At 32.2% G+C, this 20,138-nt stretch carries 20 protein-coding genes; 2 read left to right on the forward strand and 18 right to left on the reverse strand.

What is annotated here, in order from left to right:
• Positions 1 to 50 precede the first annotated feature (50 nt).
• The 9 genes from HNP65_RS02760 to pheS are packed head-to-tail and all read right to left on the reverse strand — an operon-like array spanning position 51 to position 7,710.
• Positions 51 to 728 carry a YjjG family noncanonical pyrimidine nucleotidase gene (locus tag HNP65_RS02760; protein WP_184618839.1) on the reverse strand — a complete coding sequence of 226 codons (678 nt, stop codon included), beginning with the start codon at positions 726 to 728 and terminating at the stop codon, positions 51 to 53.
• Positions 718 to 1,800 (reverse strand): Gfo/Idh/MocA family protein, encoded by a 1,083-nt coding sequence (locus HNP65_RS02765; RefSeq protein ID WP_184618840.1) that lies wholly within the window; start codon positions 1,798 to 1,800, stop codon positions 718 to 720. The genes HNP65_RS02760 and HNP65_RS02765 overlap by 11 nt, the downstream gene beginning before the upstream one ends.
• Positions 1,801 to 1,811: 11 nt before the next feature.
• Positions 1,812 to 2,552 carry a ZIP family metal transporter gene (locus HNP65_RS02770; RefSeq protein ID WP_184618841.1) on the reverse strand — a complete coding sequence of 247 codons (741 nt, stop codon included), beginning with the start codon at positions 2,550 to 2,552 and terminating at the stop codon, positions 1,812 to 1,814.
• Entirely contained in the window at positions 2,549 to 3,343 is a 795-nt protein-coding gene (locus tag HNP65_RS02775) for a carbon-nitrogen hydrolase family protein (RefSeq protein WP_184618842.1), read from the reverse strand. The genes HNP65_RS02770 and HNP65_RS02775 overlap by 4 nt, the downstream gene beginning before the upstream one ends.
• Positions 3,318 to 4,511: a TIGR04013 family B12-binding domain/radical SAM domain-containing protein gene (locus tag HNP65_RS02780; protein WP_184618843.1), complete on the reverse strand. Its 1,194-nt coding sequence runs from the start codon at positions 4,509 to 4,511 to the stop codon at positions 3,318 to 3,320. The genes HNP65_RS02775 and HNP65_RS02780 overlap by 26 nt, the downstream gene beginning before the upstream one ends.
• Positions 4,502 to 4,738, reverse strand: coding sequence for an extracellular matrix/biofilm biosynthesis regulator RemA family protein (locus tag HNP65_RS02785; RefSeq protein WP_343043450.1), 237 nt, complete (start codon positions 4,736 to 4,738; stop codon positions 4,502 to 4,504). Before HNP65_RS02785 ends, HNP65_RS02780 begins: the two co-directional genes overlap by 10 nt.
• A gap of 10 nt (positions 4,739 to 4,748) precedes the next feature.
• Positions 4,749 to 5,816: a DUF933 domain-containing protein gene (locus HNP65_RS02790; protein ID WP_184618845.1), complete on the reverse strand. Its 1,068-nt coding sequence runs from the start codon at positions 5,814 to 5,816 to the stop codon at positions 4,749 to 4,751.
• Complete coding sequence (gene truB, locus HNP65_RS02795; protein ID WP_184618846.1) at positions 5,813 to 6,733, reverse strand: tRNA pseudouridine(55) synthase TruB; 921 nt, start codon at positions 6,731 to 6,733, stop codon at positions 5,813 to 5,815. The genes HNP65_RS02790 and truB overlap by 4 nt, the downstream gene beginning before the upstream one ends.
• Positions 6,733 to 7,710: a phenylalanine--tRNA ligase subunit alpha gene (gene pheS / locus HNP65_RS02800; protein WP_184618847.1), complete on the reverse strand. Its 978-nt coding sequence runs from the start codon at positions 7,708 to 7,710 to the stop codon at positions 6,733 to 6,735. The genes truB and pheS overlap by 1 nt, the downstream gene beginning before the upstream one ends.
• A 94-nt stretch (positions 7,711 to 7,804) precedes the next feature.
• Here pheS and HNP65_RS02805 point away from each other — a divergent pair, with 94 nt between their 5' ends.
• Positions 7,805 to 8,899, forward strand: a complete 1,095-nt coding sequence (locus HNP65_RS02805) for a M20 family metallopeptidase (protein ID WP_184618848.1) — start codon at positions 7,805 to 7,807, stop codon at positions 8,897 to 8,899.
• Entirely contained in the window at positions 8,896 to 10,050 is a 1,155-nt protein-coding gene (lysA, locus tag HNP65_RS02810) for a diaminopimelate decarboxylase (RefSeq protein ID WP_184618849.1), read from the forward strand. The genes HNP65_RS02805 and lysA overlap by 4 nt, the downstream gene beginning before the upstream one ends.
• Positions 10,051 to 10,131: 81 nt before the next feature.
• Here lysA and HNP65_RS02815 read toward each other — a convergent pair whose 3' ends face one another.
• The 9 genes from HNP65_RS02815 to HNP65_RS02855 form a co-directional block, all read right to left on the reverse strand.
• Positions 10,132 to 11,340 (reverse strand): RNA-guided endonuclease TnpB family protein, encoded by a 1,209-nt coding sequence (locus HNP65_RS02815; protein ID WP_184618850.1) that lies wholly within the window; start codon positions 11,338 to 11,340, stop codon positions 10,132 to 10,134.
• Complete coding sequence (tnpA, locus tag HNP65_RS02820) at positions 11,279 to 11,740, reverse strand: IS200/IS605 family transposase (RefSeq protein ID WP_126992666.1); 462 nt, start codon at positions 11,738 to 11,740, stop codon at positions 11,279 to 11,281. The genes HNP65_RS02815 and tnpA overlap by 62 nt, the downstream gene beginning before the upstream one ends.
• Positions 11,741 to 11,859: 119 nt before the next feature.
• Positions 11,860 to 12,654, reverse strand: a complete 795-nt coding sequence (locus HNP65_RS02825; RefSeq protein ID WP_184618851.1) for an ABC transporter permease — start codon at positions 12,652 to 12,654, stop codon at positions 11,860 to 11,862.
• Positions 12,655 to 12,657: 3 nt separating this feature from the next.
• Positions 12,658 to 13,464 carry an ABC transporter permease gene (locus tag HNP65_RS02830; protein ID WP_184618852.1) on the reverse strand — a complete coding sequence of 269 codons (807 nt, stop codon included), beginning with the start codon at positions 13,462 to 13,464 and terminating at the stop codon, positions 12,658 to 12,660.
• On the reverse strand, positions 13,461 to 14,441 hold the full coding sequence (locus HNP65_RS02835; protein ID WP_184618853.1) for an ATP-binding cassette domain-containing protein: 981 nt from the start codon (positions 14,439 to 14,441) through the stop codon (positions 13,461 to 13,463). Before HNP65_RS02835 ends, HNP65_RS02830 begins: the two co-directional genes overlap by 4 nt.
• A gap of 23 nt (positions 14,442 to 14,464) precedes the next feature.
• Entirely contained in the window at positions 14,465 to 15,325 is an 861-nt protein-coding gene (locus HNP65_RS02840) for a DUF1385 domain-containing protein (protein ID WP_004101654.1), read from the reverse strand.
• A 32-nt stretch (positions 15,326 to 15,357) separates the two neighbouring features.
• Positions 15,358 to 15,591: a hypothetical protein gene (locus tag HNP65_RS02845; protein ID WP_184618854.1), complete on the reverse strand. Its 234-nt coding sequence runs from the start codon at positions 15,589 to 15,591 to the stop codon at positions 15,358 to 15,360.
• A gap of 7 nt (positions 15,592 to 15,598) precedes the next feature.
• Entirely contained in the window at positions 15,599 to 15,871 is a 273-nt protein-coding gene (locus HNP65_RS02850; RefSeq protein WP_004101650.1) for a stage V sporulation protein S, read from the reverse strand.
• 164 nt (positions 15,872 to 16,035) lie between these two features.
• Positions 16,036 to 20,133, reverse strand: coding sequence for a PolC-type DNA polymerase III (locus HNP65_RS02855; protein WP_184618855.1), 4,098 nt, complete (start codon positions 20,131 to 20,133; stop codon positions 16,036 to 16,038).
• Positions 20,134 to 20,138 lie beyond the last annotated feature (5 nt).

The raw sequence follows: 20,138 nt of genomic DNA on the forward strand, positions 1-20,138 counted from the left end.
GCAAAAAACAAGGAGCCTTAAAGGCTCCTTGTTTTAACGCAGTACATTTTTTAATCAATCAATATTCTATATAATTCTTTGTAATTTGAAACTTTCTTTATATTATCCTCAAACTTATTTTTTGGATCAAAAAGAATAAAATCAAGTTTCGCCCTTTTTGCACCTTCATAATCGGTTTCTATATTATCTCCTATATAAATAGATCTTGAAAGCGGAACATTTGATAATTTTTCTGCATAGAAAAATATATCAGGCTCTGGTTTTGGTTTTCCAACCTTTTCTGAGGTAAGTACAAATTCAAAAAATCTATCTAGTCTTGCAATTTTTGCTCTTTTTTGCTGAACAGATTCCACACCATTTGTAATAGCAGCCATTCTAAAGCCTTTCTCTTTCAATTTTCCTAAAAACTCTTCAGCACCTTCTATAAAAAAAGCAACACTGGAAAGTCCTTTTAAATAAACCTGTGCAACTTCATTAAAATTCAAATTAAATACTCCAATTTTTTCAAAAAATTCTCTAAATCTTTCTACAACAATCATTTCTTTTCTATACTTTCCCTCTGAAAAAAGCTTCCACCATTTTTCATTTATAGGCCTATAAACTTCTATGTAACTTTCATCATAACCAATATTAAGATGTTCAAACACACTTTTTAGAGCATATTCTTCAGATTTGTCAAAATCTAATATTGTATTATCAAGATCAAAATATATCATTTCATATTTCATATTTTTTCTCCTTTATTTCATATGTAGAAAATTCAAAAGGAAATTTAACCGGTTTTCCTTCAAGTGCAGATTTATATATTGCAAGGACTATCTCTACCGCTTTTTTACCATCCTCTCCACTTATGTATGGTTTTCTATCATTCACTATTGATTCATAAAAATCTCTATATAGAGGTACATGTCCACTTCCATATACTGTATCTGGATCTGGCAAAGACATAAATGGATGTCCTTCTTCTCCTTCAAATCTCCATTCTTCTATCCTGTTTACCGCCAGCCCTCCTATTACTACTGTCCCTTTTTCTCCAAATATTGCTAGCTTTTCATGCAAGTTCTTTGGATATATCGTTGTTGTCCCTTCTATCATTCCTACTTTTCCATCTTTAAACTTTATTATCGCTCCTCCAAAGTCTTCTGCTTCTATATATGGGTGACTAAAGTTCTTTATTACCCCATATACTTCTTCTATCTCTCCTCCAAGCATCCACTGCAGCAAGTCTATGTTATGTGTACATTGGTTCATCAATGCTCCTCCATCTTTCTCCCATGTCCCTCTCCAACTTGCTTGTTTGTAATAACTTTCGTTCCTATTCCATCTTATTGTCGCAACTCCATAATGAACTTCTCCAAAATCTTTTCCTTCTATCTTTTTCCTTAACTCTTGTATCGGTGGATTAAACCTGTTTTGAAAACATACTTCAAGCTTTAAATTTTTCTCTTTTGAAAGTTTTATCATTTCATCTGCATGTTTTGTAGATAGCGCCATTGGTTTTTCAACAAGCACATGTTTTCCATTACTTAATGCTTCCATTGCTATCTCATAATGGCTTCCGCTATCTGTTGCAATAGCTACTGCATCTATGTCTTCTCTCTTTAGAAGTTTTTTAAAATCTGTTTCAACTTCCGGTCTTTTTCCTATTCTTTCTTCAAAAATATCAGCGCAATTTGATGCTTTTTCTTTTACTATGTCACATACTGCAACCACATCAAATAATTCTTTGTTTTGTATCAATGCCTCTGTATGTTTTTTTGTTGCTATCCTTCCACATCCTATCAATGCTAGTTTTAACATATATCTTCCTCCTATCCTAAAACGACATCAAGTGCAGACATTATAAAGAAACCTATTATTAAAAAGTACGTTGACAATCTTTCATTTCCTCGAAGATGTGTCTCTGGAATTACCTCATCACTTATTACAAATATCATAGCACCACCAGCAAATGCCATCATATATGGAAGAAGCGCTCTTGAAATAGATACTATTCCAGAACCTAAAATACCTCCAATTATCTCAACTACACCAGTTAAAAATGCCACCCAAAACGATGTTTTTACAGAATACCCGGCATTTAACAGTGCTGCAGCAACAGCAGCTCCTTCTGGTATATTTTGCGCTCCAATTGCAAATGCTATATTTAATGCTTGATCTGAAAACGCACTCACACCAACCGCCATACCTTCAGGTAAATTGTGAATTGTAATTGCAATAACAAAAAGCCATATTTTACTTAGTCTTTTAAGTTCAGCACCTTCGTGCCCCTTTAAAAAGTGCTCATGTGGTGAGTATTTATCCATAAGATCAACAAGTATCGCTCCCAAGAAAAATCCTATAGCAAACCTTAAAAGTCCGCCCAGTTCGATAGAAGGCGCAACCAAACTAAAAGCACTTGCAGCAAGCATAATACCTGCAGCCATACCTAAAAGGGCATCAATAAACTTTTCACTTGCTCCTTTTCTAAATAGCAAAAACGGGATTGCCCCTAAAGATGTAGCCATCCCAGCAGCAGAACTTAGTAATATTCCTTTTAAAAATAAGTTCATCTTATCACATCCTTGTATAGTTCTTTATTTCTATTTAAAAAATACGCATGCGATATTCCTTCCTCTTTGTACCTAAAAAAATCTAGTTTTGAAACATCTAGATCTGCATAAATAAGTTCTTCTTTTCTTTTTGATTGAGTTATAACATTACCATCTGGACCAACTATCCTTGAGCTTCCAATAAAGTCCATTAATCCTTTCCCACTTGTTGACGATGTAACAAGAAACGCTCCATTTTCAAGAGCCCTTGCTCTAGTTGCAATTTCATAAATATTCTTTCTTTCCTTTGAAAATGCAAATGGTGCAAGTAAAACTTGTGCACCATTAAGCGCTAAAATCCTTGATATTTCAGGAAATCCTATCTCATAGCATATCAAAATACCAAATCTAACTCCTTGGAATTTAAACACTAAAAACCTCTCACCAGGTGAAAAGACATCTTTTTCCCCTCTAAATAAATGTGTTTTATCATAAAATAAGATTTCTTTTTTCTTCTTTATAACAAACACAGAATTTCTAACTTCAGAAAGTACCTTTCTTGGAACGCCACCTACAATAGCCAAGTTGTATTTTCTTGAAAGCTTTAAAAGCTCAGATTGTATCTCATTGAAAAAGCTTATCGAATCTTCAAGTATACTTTTATCGTAAGTATAGCCGGAAATTGAAAGTTCGGGAAATAAAATTAAACTAGCACCTATCTCTCCAGCCTTTTCAATAAACTCTATATGTTTTTTTAAATTGTATTCAAATTTACCAGGTTTTGGACTAAATTGGGCTGCTGCTATTAACATCTGCAACCCTCCTTGCAAGTTGCTCTTGTTTTAACCAATAACCATCAAGATACCCTTGTGAAGTTAATAATCCCAGGAATTTGTAATGTTTCTTTGTAAGAACACCTGGTCCAATATTTGCAAGTGGAGTACCTGGAAGTGGCATAAAGGTATGCGCATGCACCTTGGCTTTGTATTTATTTACAATTTTTTTGATAAATTCAAAAGTTTTTTCAATATCCTCTTCAGTTTCAAACGGAAAACCAAAGATAAAATCTACTCGAGGAATAAAGTCATATTCTTTTAATAATGATAGTGCTCTTTCAATTTCCTCTAAATTATGCCCTCTTCTTATCATTTCCAATACTCTTTCACTTCCACTCTGCGCCCCAATTACTATGTATTTATTATTAACATACTTTTTTATAACCTTAAGTATTTCCTCATTGACGCTCTCGGGTCTAACATCCGAAGGAAACGTTCCAAAATATATTTCTTCAACTCCAACCTTTTTTAAGTTATAAAGTAGGGTATCAACTGCTTCAGGATTTGGAGTTACACCATTTTTACTACCGTATCCAAATGAATTTGGAGAAATAAATCTTGCAATTTTCCTATTATTTTTCACACCTATTTTTGAGTATTCAACTATTTGCTCGATAGGTCTATGCCTTACTAATTTTCCAGCAAGTCTTGGAGTCTGACAATATCCACACGAAAATGGACATCCCCTTGTTATCTCTATAGGCATATACAAACTTTTTTCAGGACAAAACGGAGGATAATCAGAAAGATCTACCCTTTTTGTTATCCCATCATATATTCTATTTTCTGGAAAATCACTATCTATAAAATTACGTATATTTTCTTCCCCGTCACCAACAAATACATAATCAAACCCAAAATTCAATAATTGCTGTGGCATCGCAGTTGCATGAGGGCCACCAGCAACCACCATATATCCTGATTTCTTTAATTCTTTTAACTCAACTACCACCGATTCAAGATCAAAACTCATAAAAGAATAGAGGACTACTGTCCCCTCTTTTTTATACGAAAAAATTTCTTCAAAGTTCCTTATATCAACAAGTTCTAAATCCTTTCTGTAAGAATAAATAGACGCAACAAGCGCTGTTATACTATATCTATTATTTTGGCTGTATCTAAATAATAATCTCTTTATCTCCACAGAGCCTCATCAACCTCTTCCAATGTTTTCGATGTAACGAAAATATGCCCACTGTCCATGATTAAAATAGTCTTAGACTCCTCACCAAATGTCATATTCACAATACTTCCCCCAACCTTATGCATTCCCCTCATTTTTCTGGCAACAGCAGAAGAAATCGGTAAAACTGCAATTATACGGTTTCTTGGAATATAAAGATTATTTGAGATTTTCACAACTTGTTCCACGCTTTCACCCCTAAACATTAAATCTTATTGTAATTATATCACCATCTTCAATTATATGCTCTTTTCCAACTAATTTCATCAATCCTTTTTCCTTTACCTCTTTTTCACTACCGAGCTCTATTAAGTCTTTGTATTTAATAACCTCGGCTTTAATAAATCCTCTTGCAAGGTCAGAATGTATTGCTCCCGCTGCTTCTACAGCAGTACTTTTTTTCTTTAAAGTCCATGCCCTAACTTCATCAGGTCCAACTGTAAAGAATGAAATAAGGCCAAGTTGGTCATATACAACCTTTGAAAGTCTTTCTATTCCTGTTTGCTCAATTCCAAGGTCCTTTAAAAACTCTGCTCTTTCTTCTTCATCAAGTTCCTGTATTTCCTTTTCCATTAATCCACATAGTTCAATATATGCAAAATTGTACTCTTTAACAAGCTCTAATACTTCTTCTTTTGTTTCATAACTATTTGAAGAAAATTGCTCCTCATCTAGATTAAGTGCTATTATAATTGGTCTTAAAGTTACAAGAGAATAGCTGGAGATCAATTTTCTTTGATCATCGGTTAATTCATATTTTGAAAGAAACTCTTCGTTTTCAAGAACCTTTGCCAGTTCTTTTAAAAGCTTTAACTCATTTTCTTCGCGATTATCAAGTTTTCTTTTTGCATTTTCAAGTCTTTCAATTCTATTTGTAATAATTTCAAGATCTCTAAATATAAACTCATCCAAAGCCAATTTCAATTGTTTAAATGCTGTTTCACCATTTTCTGGATATGGAACACTATCATTTTTAAAAGCCCTCAAAACTAATAAAAGTGCATCGGCATTTTGGACCATATTAAATACCTGTGTTCTACTCTTTTTATCTGAAGGATCAAGAGATGGCGTATCATAAAATTCAAGGGTTGCATAAGTTGTTTTTTTTGGGTTGTACATCTTTGACAAAATATCAACTCTTTTATCATAAACCTTTGCAACACCTTTTTGATGTATAGGAGAATATGGATCAACCTCTATTCCAGTCAAAAGTGAAAATATGGTCGTCTTTCCAACTTGTGGAAGACCAATTATTCCTATCTTCAAAACATTCCCTCCCTAAAAACTTTTTTTAACTTAAATACACTTCCTCTTACCTCATTCTTTTTTAGAAAACCTGACGTTCTCTGCGAAATGGCAATTGCAACTAATCTACCATCACAAATAAGCATAACATCTTGATCTTTTTTAAAATCATCCCTTATCTCTTTTACAAAATCCATAGTTGGTTGTACACCATTAAATATCTTTTCAACGTAATCTTTATAAACCTCAACCTGTGGTAAATCCAAAACTTTCTCTACTCTTAAAATCCTATTTACAATTTGCTCAGAAGATAATTCAAATGGATTAATTGAATCTTCAATAGAAAATTTTCCTACACTTTTTCTTACAAGTTCAACAGCTGTTGCCCCACAACCAAGCTTGTAACCTATATCCATACACAAACTTCTAATATATGTTCCCGGTGAAACTACCACCTCAAAGGAAAATTCTGGAGGATTTATCTTTATATTTTCTATTTCATATATTTCAACTTCAACAGGTGGAAGTGAAATAATCTTTCCTTCTCTTGCAAGTTTATATAACCTTTCACCATTATATTTCTTGGCTGAATATGCCGGTGGAACCTGCTTGTATCTTCCCTTAAAAGATAAAATTGCATCTTTTATTTCATCATAGCTTTTTTGACATACTCTTTCTTCCTTTACTTGTCCAGTAATATCAAAAGTTTCTGTAATCAATCCTAAGATAGCTTTTACATAGTATCTCTTTTTTTCATTCTTTAAATACTCCAAAAGTCTTGTTGCACCAGAAATACCAATAACTAGAACACCTTCTGCAAAAGGATCAAGTGTTCCTGCATGGCCTATTTTCTTTATTTTAAGCTTTTTTCTTAGTTCATCAATAACGTCATGAGATGTGACACCTTTTGGTTTAAATGCATTCAAAAATCCTACCATCAGTAATTCTCCAAAAACCTCACATCATTTTTTATAAAATCTCTAATATCTCTTATTCCGTACTTAACCATCGCAATTCTTTCAAGGCCAAGGCCAAATGCAAAACCAGACCATTCATTTGGATCATATCCTACGTTTTTGAAGACATTTGGATCAACCATACCTGCTCCTAAAATTTCAAGCCACTTTCCATTAAATAGGATATCAACTTCATAGCTTGGCTCTGTAAATGGAAAAAAGCTCGGTTTTAATCTAACCTTTGCATTGTCACCAAAAACTTTTCTTGCCATCTCCTCCAATGTATATTTTAAATGCTTTACCGTAACATTTTTATCTACATACAAGCCTTCCATTTGGGTAAACATTGGAAGGTGTGTAGAATCATAATCTCTCCTAAAAACTCTACCTGGTGAAATAATAGCAAGTGGTGGTTTTCTTTCAAGCATTGTTCTTACCTGAACTGGTGAAGTATGTGTTCTTAGCAAAATTTTATCTGTAAAATAAAATGAATCTTGAACATCTCTTGCAGGATGCCATTCTGGTGTATTTAATGCATCAAAATTGTGCCATGTATCCTCCACTTCTGGACCTTCTACTACCTCAAAACCCATTGAAATGAATATATCTTCCAACTCTTTTTGTATTTTTGTAAGAATATGCAAATGCCCTCTATCTTTTCTTGCACCTGAAAGTGTAACATCAACTCTTAGTTTTTCATATTTTTTTTGTTTTTCTATTCTATATAACTCATTCATTCTATTATTTAAATAATCTTCCACTTCCGATTTTGCTTTATTAACAACTGCACCAAATTTTGGTCTTTCTTGTTGTGGAAGATCCTTTAACTTTTTCATCTGAGAGGTTATTAACCCTTTTTTTCCAAGATATTTAACCCTTATCTGATTTAATTGCTGAAGATCTTCTGCGTTATCTATTTCTTTTTTGGCAGCATCAACAAGTTGTTTGATCTCGTCCATCAAAACACCTCCAAATTTAACCTGTATGAAACGAAATTCAATATTAATTATAACATATATATGCTATCATTTAAACAAATAGGAGGTGAAGTAAATGGATTCAATCGAGCTCAGACACATTTTACACCAAAACCCAGAAATATCTTTTAGAGAATTTGAAACTCAAAAAATATTACTTTCAGCCCTAAAGGATCTCAAAGACGAAAGACTAAAAATTTATAAAATAGCTGGTACAGGCGTAATTGCATTGTACGAACCAAAGAAAGGTGAACCTTTCATACTCTATAGATCAGACATTGATGGACTTCCAATTGAAGAAGAGACAGAATGGGAATTTGCTTCTAAAAATTCTAATATGCATGCATGCGGCCATGACGTGCATATGTCAGTCGCATATGAACTAATTAAAAAAATACTTTCTTCAAATATAGAAAAAAATTTTGTCTTCATATTCCAACCAGGTGAGGAAACAGGAGCCGGTGCAAGGTACGTGTTAGATGAAATTGAAGAACTTGACATAAAACTTGCTCTGGCATTACACGTCACCGATGAATATGATTTTAAAACTGTTGCAACAACTAAAGGAGTTTTATTTGCAAGTGCTACCGAAATTGACTTAGCATTCTCCGGTAAAGCCTCTCACGTTGCTTTCTACAAATCTGGTATTGACTCAATATATCTTGCAAGTAAATTTTTGACCGAATTTTACAATCTAACTTTTGACAACGCAATTGCAAGATTTGGAAAAATAGAAGGAGGAAATGCAAGAAACATTGTCTCTCCTCAAACCACATTAATGGGAAGTATCAGATCAGAATCTTTAAATATCACTGAAGAAATAATAAATAAAATACAAGAAGTAGCAAAAAGTGTTGTTCAAAAAAATGGTGGAGAATTTTCAATATCAAAAGGTTCTGTATACCCACCTGTAATTGTGAATGATAAATTGTATGAACTATTTAGAGAATTTGCACAAAAAAATAATATACAATTTATTGATTGTGGAATGAAATATACAGGTGAAGACTTTGGTTATTTCTCTCAAGAATATCCTTCATTGATGTTCTGGGCGGGAGTTTCAAAAGGCGAAAAATACGGACTTCACAATCCAAAGTTTTTACCTAACGACGAAGTTATACCATATTATGCAGATCTTGTTTTCAATTTTTTAAAGGAGTTGGAAGTATGAATGAGATATTCCAAAAAGTTGCTAGTGAATTTGGAACACCTGTTTACATATATTTTGAAAAAATTTTAGAAGAGAGAATAAATAAAGTAAAAAATGTCTTTGAAGAAATTAATTTTTTCCCTACATTTGCAGCAAAGGCAAACAACAATCCTGCGATTTTAAAAATTCTAAAAAATCATGGATTTGGAGTAGATATATTAGGTGAAGGAGAACTTCTTGCATGTAAAATTGCTTCAATAGAGGGAGACAAAATTGTCTGGAATGGAAACGGTAAAACAAAAGAGCAAAAAGATTTAATGAAGGAATATAAAGTAAAATATGTAAATGTTGACAGCAAAGAAGAATTTGAAAATTTATGGAAAAACGGAGATGATTTTGAACTGTTTTTAAGGGTAAATCCCGATATAGATGCAAAAACACATCCATACATATCAACTGGATTAAAAAAGCACAAATTTGGTGTTGATTTTAAAACAGCTGAAGAAATTTTAAAATCTCAAAAAATTAGCGGGGTTCATATACATATTGGCTCCCAAATAACAGATGTAAAACCTTTCAAAGAGGCTATAGAAAAAACTTTAAAACTTTGCCAAAAATACAACATAGAAAAGATAAATATCGGTGGAGGATGGGGAATTAAATATAAAGATGAAAATGAGATAAATACTCAAGAATACAAAGAAGAAATAATTCCACTTTTGAAAAATTTTAAATTAGTCATAAATGAACTTGGAAGGTTTATAATCGCTCCTGCAGGATTTCTTTTAACAAAGGTAATATTGGTCAAAAAAACAGATGAAAAATTCTTTGTTGTAACTGAAAGTGGAATGAATCATCTCCTTAGGCCAGCACTTTACAATGCATATCACAAAATAGAGATATTAAATAACAGTAAAGGCGAAATTCTCGTTGATGTAGTTGGCCCTCTATGTGAATCTGGAGATTTTCTTGCAAAGGAAAGAAAAATTAAAAAACCTGAAATTGGGGATCTATTAGTTATCAAAAACGCAGGTGCATACGGTTTTTCAATGGCAAACAACTATAACGGAACAATAAGACCTGCAGAAGTTTTAATTACAAAAGATGGTAAAACAAAGCTTATCAGAAAACGAGAAACGTTTGATGATTTGTTTAAAAATGTAATTTTGTAATAAAATAATAATGTACAAAAAACTAGGGAGCGCTGTTTATGCGTGAACTACCATGAGTTATAGAAGTCATGGCTTCCCGTTTCAACCCGTGATGACTCGTAGACCCCATTTGGGTTCCGCTGCCAGTGCACGGTCCACGGGCGTAAATTCGGACGGTTCCCGCCCTACTGATAGTATTAAGCCATACTTAGCTAGATTCTTAGCAGCATTTACATCTCTATCATGGTGTGCTCCACATTCAAGGCACGTCCATTCTCTAATACTTAAGTTTTTTACTTCTTTATTTATGTATCCGCATTCACTACACATCTGACTTGATGGATAGTATCTGTCTGCTTTTATTATTTCAATCCCACAGCGTTTTGCTTTGTATTCGAGAAGTTCTTTGAATTTACCCCACGATTGCATGTGGATGTGCTTTGCGAGTTTGTGATTTTGAACCATACCTTTGATATTAAGAGCTTCTACCACAATCTTACCAACTTGGTTTTTGCTGGTAAGACTGTGTGTAATCTTATGAATCCAGTCACTTTTTATATTTGCTATTTTTTCGTACAATTTTGCAAGACGCAAACGTGCCTTATCCCTATTCTTTGAACCTTTTTGTTTTCTTGATAATCGCTTATGAAGTCTCTTGAGTCGTTTCTCGTATTCAAAAAGATCTGGCATGCTGTATTTTCTACCATCACTCAATGTAATTGTGTCCTTAATCCCAAGGTCTATACCTAGAATATTGGTAGAAGTATTTTGTACTTTAACGTCTTTGACTTCAAAGACTATTGCAACATAGTATTTGTTCGTCGCCGTTTTGATGAACGTTGCCTGTTTGATTTTTCCATCTTTCGTAATCTTTCTGTGCAATCGAAATTTTATGCCTTCTTTAAACTTTGGTACAAATATAAGGCCGTATTTTGGATTATCTTCTTTAATATACAACTGAATATGTTGTGGAACACGAAAAGTTTGTCGAGAGAATTTCTTTTTCTTGAACCTTGGATAGCCGGCTTGTTTTTTGAAGAAATTTTTGAATGCGCGTTCTAAGTCTTTTAGTGATTGTTGAAGCATTTGAGAATTTACTTCCTTTAGCCATGAATATTTGTCCATCCTTTTGAGTTTTGTCAAAACAGATGCCCATTCGTTATAGTATGTAGAACGTCCCATCACTTTGTAAATGGTAGAGGCGTAATTCAAAAAGAAATTGTACACAAATCTGGTGTGACCAAAATGTTTAGAAAGTTTTTCTTCTTGTTCTCTCGTAGGGTAAATACGAAATTTGTAGGTTATTAACATTTTTATCACGTCCTTGAGATTTGATATATTCTTTCAGTACTTCTAAAGGCGCTCCACCTACTGTCAAAAGGCAATAGCTCTTAGACCAAAAAGCGGATTTCCAAAGTTTATCTTTGATTTGCGGAAACTCTTTCTTAACAAGTCTAGACGAAGCACTTTTATATGCATTTATGAACTTAGATAGCTGCGAATTTGGTTGCGCAGAGAACAAAACATGAATATGATCTTTATCATGATTAAATTCCTTGAGTTTAATACGATACTTATCACCAATATATTCAAAAATCTCTTTAAGACGATTCGATATACGATCGTTAATTACCGGGCGTCTATATTTTGTCACGAGCACAAGATGATAGTTTAATTTAAATACTGAATGATTATTAGATTCAAGAATCAATTATTTCGCCTCCGTATCGTGTATTAACACTAAATATTATATCATATTATCAGCAAAAATCGCAAATTCATCTCCACCTTATAGAAGGTGGAGTCTTCTTTGCACTTTATTCGATAAATCTAAATTCCAAATGCTGTAAATCTTTTAAGTCCATTTTTCCAAACAAATTCAGATATACCAAAAACAACAATTAACCAGAATAGTTGTAGAAAAAGTACGTTAAAAAAGTCTAAAAAAGTCGCCCTATCAAAGAGAAAATTTACAGGCGTATACAACATTAATCTAAAAGGAAGTAGTCCAAAAATTGTTTGAAACTGTTGTGGAAAAAGATTTAATGGCAAAAGTGCTCCAGAAAGTATATTTTCAAGCGTCAAATAGAATGTTATAATCCCAATATTTTCATGCGTGTAAAAAGAAATCAATCCTATAACATACCAAATTAAAAATCTTAATATACTACCCAAAAACGCAAGTATTAAAAACAAAATCAGTGTTAGAAAATCTGGAAAAACTCTAGTTACCAACCCCAAAAGTATGTATGCAATTGGAGCTACAAAAAGAAAGTACACCGTAACTGTTGACGCATATTCCATTAGATTAACAACTCCAAACGGGATATTTCTTGAAAGGTAATTAACTATCTCTCCAGAAAAAATCTTTTCCCTTATTTCACGTGATTTTCTTATAAAAGGATACATTTGAATTAAAAAAAGTGAAACTGTGTAATAACCAAGAACATACGATTTTTCTACCCCAGAAAATGCCTTGTTGTCTAAAATAGATATCCATAGAAAGTAGATCATAAATAATCTTGCAGGATAACCAAAAAGCTTTGTAAATAGCTCCATCCTATTACTAAAAGATCTTTTCAAATTCAAAATATATGCTTCTTTCATTATATTTAGAATTCTCATCTTTTATCCTCCATAGCTTTCATATCTTTTCATTCCTAGTTTCCATAAAATTTTGAAAATAGTTATCCACATCATAATAGAAAAAACAGCCCCTAATAAAAGCGCCCAAAAAGTTCCAATATAATTCATTTTCAAGGTAACAAAAGCGGGAACAGTTGAAGCATATCCAAAAGGCAAAAGGGTAATCATAAAAATACGAATAAAGAATGGAAATATTGTATGAGGGTAATTTACTAGCATAGCAAGAGAATCAGAAAGTTCATCAATAGCTGATATTTTCCCAAACCAGAAAGAAGCTGTACTTGTAGACATTTGAACCAAAGAGTAAATAAAAACAGCAATAAAATTAAAAAGAAGACCTATAAAAAACGATAAAATGTCTAATTTAATTTTGTAAAAATTAATAATGATAATTATCCATATAATTGAAGGAATAGCATTAAAAATATTTTCCAGGCGTATATAAAGTATATTTATTAGTACATACGGTTCTAAAGGTTTTGTAAGGTATATATCTAGTTTTCCTGTATATATAAACTTCCATAATTTTCCTGCAACAGGAAAAAAAATCATAGTAAAGATATGAAAAAACTCTGAAAATGCTGTAAAAAGGTACATTTGTTCTAATGTCCAACCATTAAAAACCTCTATATTTGTATAAATAAGCTTCCAAAATAGTATGTTTACTATAAGAAAAAGGGCATTTCCTAGTACATTAAATAAAGTTGAAATTCTAAAATATAAAAGCCTTCTCAAACTCAGCTCCATACCAATTTTAAGTAACTCAAAATTTCTTTTAAGACTTTTCAACAGAATTCCCCCACAAGCCAATTTATAATTTCTTCATAACTCATTTCCTCAATTCTGAAAGACACAACATTTGAATACATCAAAATCTTTCTTTTTATCTCTTCTATTTCCTCTTTATTCTCATATGGAACTTTTATTTTAACACTATTTCTTTCAATCTCTATGGGATATCCAAATAATCTGATATTTTCAACTATAGTTTTAGTTGGTTTTCCTTCAAAATCAATAACAAGGTTCTTGTATCCAAATTTATTTTTTAAATGTTTTGTTTCAATATCTAATTTTAATTTTCCATTATCTAGCAGCAAAATTCTGGTGCAAAAATCTTTTATCACATAAAATTCATGTGTTATTATAAATACCGTCTTTTCAGATCCAAATGGGTAATTTAACAGGAACTCCTTAAAAGCGCTCTTTGCATTTACGTCAAGTCCTATGGTAGGCTCATCAAAGAAAAAGATGGAAGGATCATGAATTGATGCCATAAGTATTTCTGCCTTCATTCTCTCACCAAGAGAGAGTGTTCTAACTATCCTGTTTAATAACTTTTCTATTCCAAAATATTCATCAAAAACTTTTAAACGCTTGTCAAGTTGCTTTTCATTTAATTGATATACAGCTTTATATAATTTTAGGCTATCATAAACGGTAAGTTCTGGAATAAGAAGAGATTTTTGACCAAAAAGAACACCAATGTTTTTTACATACCTTTTTCTATCTGAAAAAGGATCATACCCCATACATTTACAACCCCCCGAAGAAGGCGGTATGATCCCAGTTAATATCTTAAAAAGCGTTGATTTTCCACTACCATTTAAACCCAAAACTGCAACCTTTTCACCTTTAGAAATTGAAAAACTAACGTTTTCCAAAGCTGTGATAGTTTTAAATCGAGGATTGAATAACCTTACAAAAAAATTTCCCTCTTTATTGTCTGCAATTTTATATGTTCTTGTCAAAGATTCAACCTTTACCAAAGATTCCCCCCACTCATCAAAAACTATCCAACGTACTCTACATCTTCATCTGGTTCTTCTCCTTCAAGGGCAAATTTTAACGATTCTATAGCAACCTCTATTTGCTTTTCATCAGGTTCAGCTGTAGTAAGTTTTTGAAGAAGTAGACCTGGAAAGGACAAAAATCTTAAAAATGGAAATTTATCAAATAATTTTAAAAGTTCATATGAAACAGATGCCACAACAGGTATTAAAACTATTCTAATTACTATCCTCTCAACCCAAGAAAGTGGACGATAAATCCCGAAAATACTAAAAAGAATTATAGCAACTATTAAAAAGATCATTACAAAATTTGTTCCACATCTTGGATGAATGGTTGAATATTTTTTAACATTTTCAACAGTTAATTCATCACCGTTTTCATACGCATGAATGGTTTTATGCTCTGAACCGTGATATTGAAATACTCTTTTTACATCTTTCATAAATGAAATTATCCAAACATACAACAAAAACAGTCCGAGTCTTATAAACCCATCCACCAAAGAAAATAAAAATTCATCATCTTTTACCCCCAAAAGACCTGTTAAAAACACCGGTAGCATTACAAACAATCCAATACCAACTACTATTGCTATAAAAATTGAAAAAAATGTTTCAGATTTTTTCATTTCTTCTCCTGTTGCAATCTCTGCAGACCTATCAAGACCTTTTAGACCAAAATACATAGAATAAAAAAGACTAAAAAGTCCCCTTACAAATGGTATTTTCAAAACTTTTTTATTTTTTATCTTTCCAAGTTCTTCTTTTACAATTTCTCCTTTTTCATTTCTTACAGCAATTACAATCTTTTTACCCATCATCAAAACACCTTCAATGATTGCTTGACCTCCGACTTTCATACAATAACCTCCTGTAAACAAAAAAATCGGGGTTATTTCTCCCCGAGAATCTCAAGTATTTTTCTTGCATTTTCATCTTCCAAAATAATTTTAAAAAACTTATACGCGTTATTATCTTCTTCTGAATTTTTACCTAAAAAGTATTGGCGAACCTTTTTAGCAAAGTCTTCTCGTTCCTCGCCACTCATGTTTGCAACATCTTTAACAATATTCAAGAGTCTTTCATCATCCCTACAGCTTTGAGCAATATACTCTAAATCATTCATCCAATAATTATTCCGCCTTCTTTGTTAAATATACTTTAAAAGAAATTCCTGTTCTTGTTTCACCATCGATCTCTACTTCAATAAATCCTGGAACGGCATATAAATCTTTACCTTCTTCTGATAAAAACCTTCTTGCTACTGCCAGAGCTTTTGAAGCTTGATTAACAGCTCCAGCACCTATAGCTTGGATCTCAAGTTTTTCATTCTTGTTTAGAGATCCAACAATAGCACCTGCTACCTTGTTAGGATTAGATTTTGAGCTAACCTTAAGTGTTTCCATAGCTATACCACTCCTCCTTGAACAGATATTAATAGAACTGTTACTAATACGATTATATTTTAACATAAAATTACAAAAATTCAAAATTTTATAAAAATTTATATTCTGATCATATTACAACTTTATTTTTTACCATAAAATATTGATTTTTTTTTCGTTTTTCTTTAGAAATCAAACAACGATGACTGGTCTGTTTCAGGTAAGTTATTTAATATCTTCAATTTTTTCATAGTAGTTATATGTGCTTTACTTAATTTTGTTCTCTTTTTCAAATCCTCTATTGAAGTAAATTCTTTTTCTTCTCTTGCTTGAACAATTGAATATGCAACACTATCTCCAACACCTGGAATTCTGTTTAAAGGAATCCTTAGTTTATTATCTTCAATTAAAAACCTTCTGTAATCACTCTTTAATATATCTGGAGGCAAAAATGAAAAACCTCTTAAATACATTTCTAAAGCTGCTTCAAGTACTTTTTCTTCGTTCTTTTCCTTTACATCTTTTTTCATTTTTACACTAAGTTCAGTTAATCTCTTTTTTATAGCATTTGGACCTTTCAAAATTATTTCAATGGAAAATTCATCTCCCTTAATAGAGAAGAACGCTGCATAATATGCAAGCGGAAAATGTACTTTAAAGTAAGCAATTCTAAATGCCATACTAACATACGCAACAGCATGAGCCTTAGGGAAAAGATATTTTATCTTTTTACAAGATTCTATAAACCATTCTGGTACATTATGCTCTCTCATCAAATCCTCTTCTTCTTTTGTAATACCTTTTCCTTTTCTAACCTTCTCCATTATCTTAAAGGCCGTTGATTCTTCAACCCCTGCTTTTATAAGGTAAATCATTATGTCATCACGACAAGAAATAACTTCTGAAAGTGTTGCTTTTCCGGACCTAATTATATCTTGCGCATTATTAAGCCAAACATCGGTACCGTGTGAAAGCCCTGAAATTCTAACAAGCTCTGCAAATGATTTTGGCCTTGTTTCTTTAAGCATTTCCTGGACAAAATCGGTACCAAATTCAGGAATTCCAATAGTACCAACATCCATTCCTAAATCAGATGCTCTTACTTTTAAAGGCTTTAAAGACGAAAAAATTTCCAACGTTTCCTTATCATCCATAGGAACTGTGGTGGGATCTACTCCCGTATACTCATATAAAAGTTTAATCATTGTAGGATCATCGTGCCCTAGTGCATCAAGTTTTACCAAATCATCATGTATTGATTCATATGCAAAATGAGTTGTACACATTTCAGAATCTTTCTTGTTTGCTGGATACTGGATTGGAGTAAAATCATATACGGTCATATCCTTCGGAACGATCATTAGACCTCCAGGATGCTGACCTGTTGTTCTTTTTACCCCTGCAACCTTTTCTGCCAGCCTTACTTGTTCCGCTGTATTTAAAGTTTCATCTTTTAACTCCACATAACTTCTAACATAACCAATTGCACTTCTTTCGGCAATTGTACTGATTGTTCCAGCCCTAAGAACGTTATCTTTTCCAAATAACTCAACAATATAGTTGTGCGCCCTTTCTTGATACTCACCAGAAAAATTCAAATCTATATCCGGAACCTTATCACCTTTAAATCCCATAAAAACTTCAAAAGGAATATCTTGACCTGTTTTATTTAATTTTGTTCCACATTTTGGGCACAATTTATCAGGCAAATCATAACCTGAACCAACTTTCTTTGAAAATTCAAGGTATTTGCAGTTTGGACAAATATAGTGCGGCGGAAGTGGATTAACTTCCGTTATACCCATAAGGTATGCAACAAATGAAGAACCAACAGAACCCCTAGAACCAACAACATAACCATCTTCATTTGCCTTTTTTACTATAAGATGTGCGATTTCATACAAAACTGCATAACCGTTATCAATTATACTTTTAAGTTCCTTTTCAAGCCTTTTTTCAATAACATCTGGAAGTGGATCACCATAAAGCTCTTTGGCTCTCTTTAGAGATAAATTTCTAACATTCTCTTCTGCGCCATCAATTATTGGTGGATGGAGCTTTTTCTTTACCGGCGCAATATCTTCAATCATATCTGCAATTTTATTTGGATTTTCTATAACTATTTCTCTAGCAATTTTTTCGTCTTCAAATATTTCCATTGCCTCTTTTAGTAATTCATCAGTAGTTCTAAGATAAAGCTGTGCATCTTTATCGCGTAGATCTTCATCATGTGGATTACTTTTTTCCTTCGGCGAAAGTAAAACATGCCTTGCCTTTATATCTTCTGGTTCTAAATAATGAGCGTTATCAACCATTACAACGGGCATTTTTAACCTTTTTGCAAGGAAATAAAGCCTTTTAAATATCTCCTTTGCCTGTTCTTTATTTACTGAAACAATAGTACTAAGCGGGAAAATCTCAACATAATCATACTCTTTTAAAAGCTCAATTATTTCCTCATCGGTTGCAGAACCCTTTAATGCTTCAAAAATTTCTCCCTGCTCACAGCCTGTACCAAATATCAACCCTTCTTTATATTCTTTTAAAACATTCTTTGGAACAAAAGGCACATATTTGAAATATTTTACATGTGCATCTGAAACTAATTTATACAAATTTTTCAATCCTATTTTGTCTTTAACTAAGATAGTTATGTGATTAAATACTCTCTTTGTCCTTATACTGGAAATAGAAGTACCTGCTTTTAGTTTATTTATATCATTTAAACTATTTATTCCCATCTTACCTAATATTTCAATTAATTTACCAAAAAGTTCTGCAGTCACACTTGCATCCTCAAAAGCTCTGTGATGCTTAAATGGTCCAAGTTTGAAATATTCAACAAGTTTTCCGAGGCCGAAAGACTTAACCTTCCCTTTCAAAACTACCCTTGAAAGTTTCAATGTATCAAGATAAGGCATTATAAAATCTTTATCGTACATTTTCCTGTAAACTTCCCTAATAAATCCATAGTCAAAGTCTGCATTATGTGCAACAAGAACAGTACCTTCTATAAATTCCAAAAATTTTGGAAAAACTTCTTCTATACCTGGTGCATCTTTTAACATATCATTTGTTATTCCAGTAAGTTTTTGGGTAAATTCATTTATATCTTTGCTTGGTTTTACAAAACTTTTAAAGGTATCAATAATTTTTCCATCTTTGTACTTTACTGCACCAAATTCAATTATCTCATCGAATCGTGCGTTTGTACCTGTTGTTTCAAGGTCGAAGACTGTATAAACACAATCCTTAATCACATAATCTTTGTCTAAATTCTTTACAATATCTCCTGGTTCATTAAGAAAGTACATTTCAGTTCCAAATATGGGTTTTATCTCGTTGGATTTAGCTTCTTCATATAAATATGGTATAGACTGTACATTTCCATGATCCGTTATAGCAACTGCCTTCCAACCCCATTCTTTTGCTCTTTTTACAAATTCCTTTATATCTATAATTGCATCTAAATCACTCATTTTTGAATGAACATGCAAGGGCACTCTCTTTTCTTGTGATAAATCTTTTCTCTCAATTGGCTCTGGATCTTCGTAAATTTCTTTAACAGAAAAATAAAACTCCCCATTTCTATCAACGCTCATCGATCCCTTAAAATAATACCAATTATTTACGGAAACCAAGGTCTCTATTTTATTTACATTCTCAAATACTTTTGCAAGTATGGAATCTTTGTTATCTGTAACATATATACTTAATACCGGATATCCATATTCGGACTTTTCAATTTTAAAAACCTTTCCTCTTAAGAAAACTCCCTTTGCATTCATTGAAATAGTTGATGGAAAATAATATTTTATTTTTCCATCTTCAAATGTTTTCAAAGAACTTTCTACTTTTGGAGGAGTAAAACTTATTTCCTCTTCAATTATTTCTACTCTAACATTCTTTTTAGTTAAACTTTCAATTCTTTTTAATTTACTTTCTATTTTTTTAGCTGCAAATTCACCAAAGGCTTTAATAACTATTTCATTTTCAAGAAATTCAACATCTTTTACATAAGGAGCATTACCATTAAGCATGTTCAATATTTTCTCTTTATTTATCTCAGGCAAACTATATTCTAAAAACACATCGACTCCAAAAAACATCTTCAACTTCTCACTTAAAATTTCTAAATCTCCAATCGCTTCATTTAAGTAAAAAGTAAGCGATTGAGATTTTGTATCGTATACAATTTTTACAATCTCACCGGAAAGTTCCAGATTAAAATATTCTGAAAGTTTTGTAATAGGGATATTCAAATTTGGAAAAACATATTTCATTTTTT

The organism is Thermosipho japonicus (genome assembly GCF_014201655.1).
In the GTDB taxonomy this organism is placed as follows: Bacteria; Thermotogota; Thermotogae; order Thermotogales; family Fervidobacteriaceae; genus Thermosipho; species Thermosipho japonicus.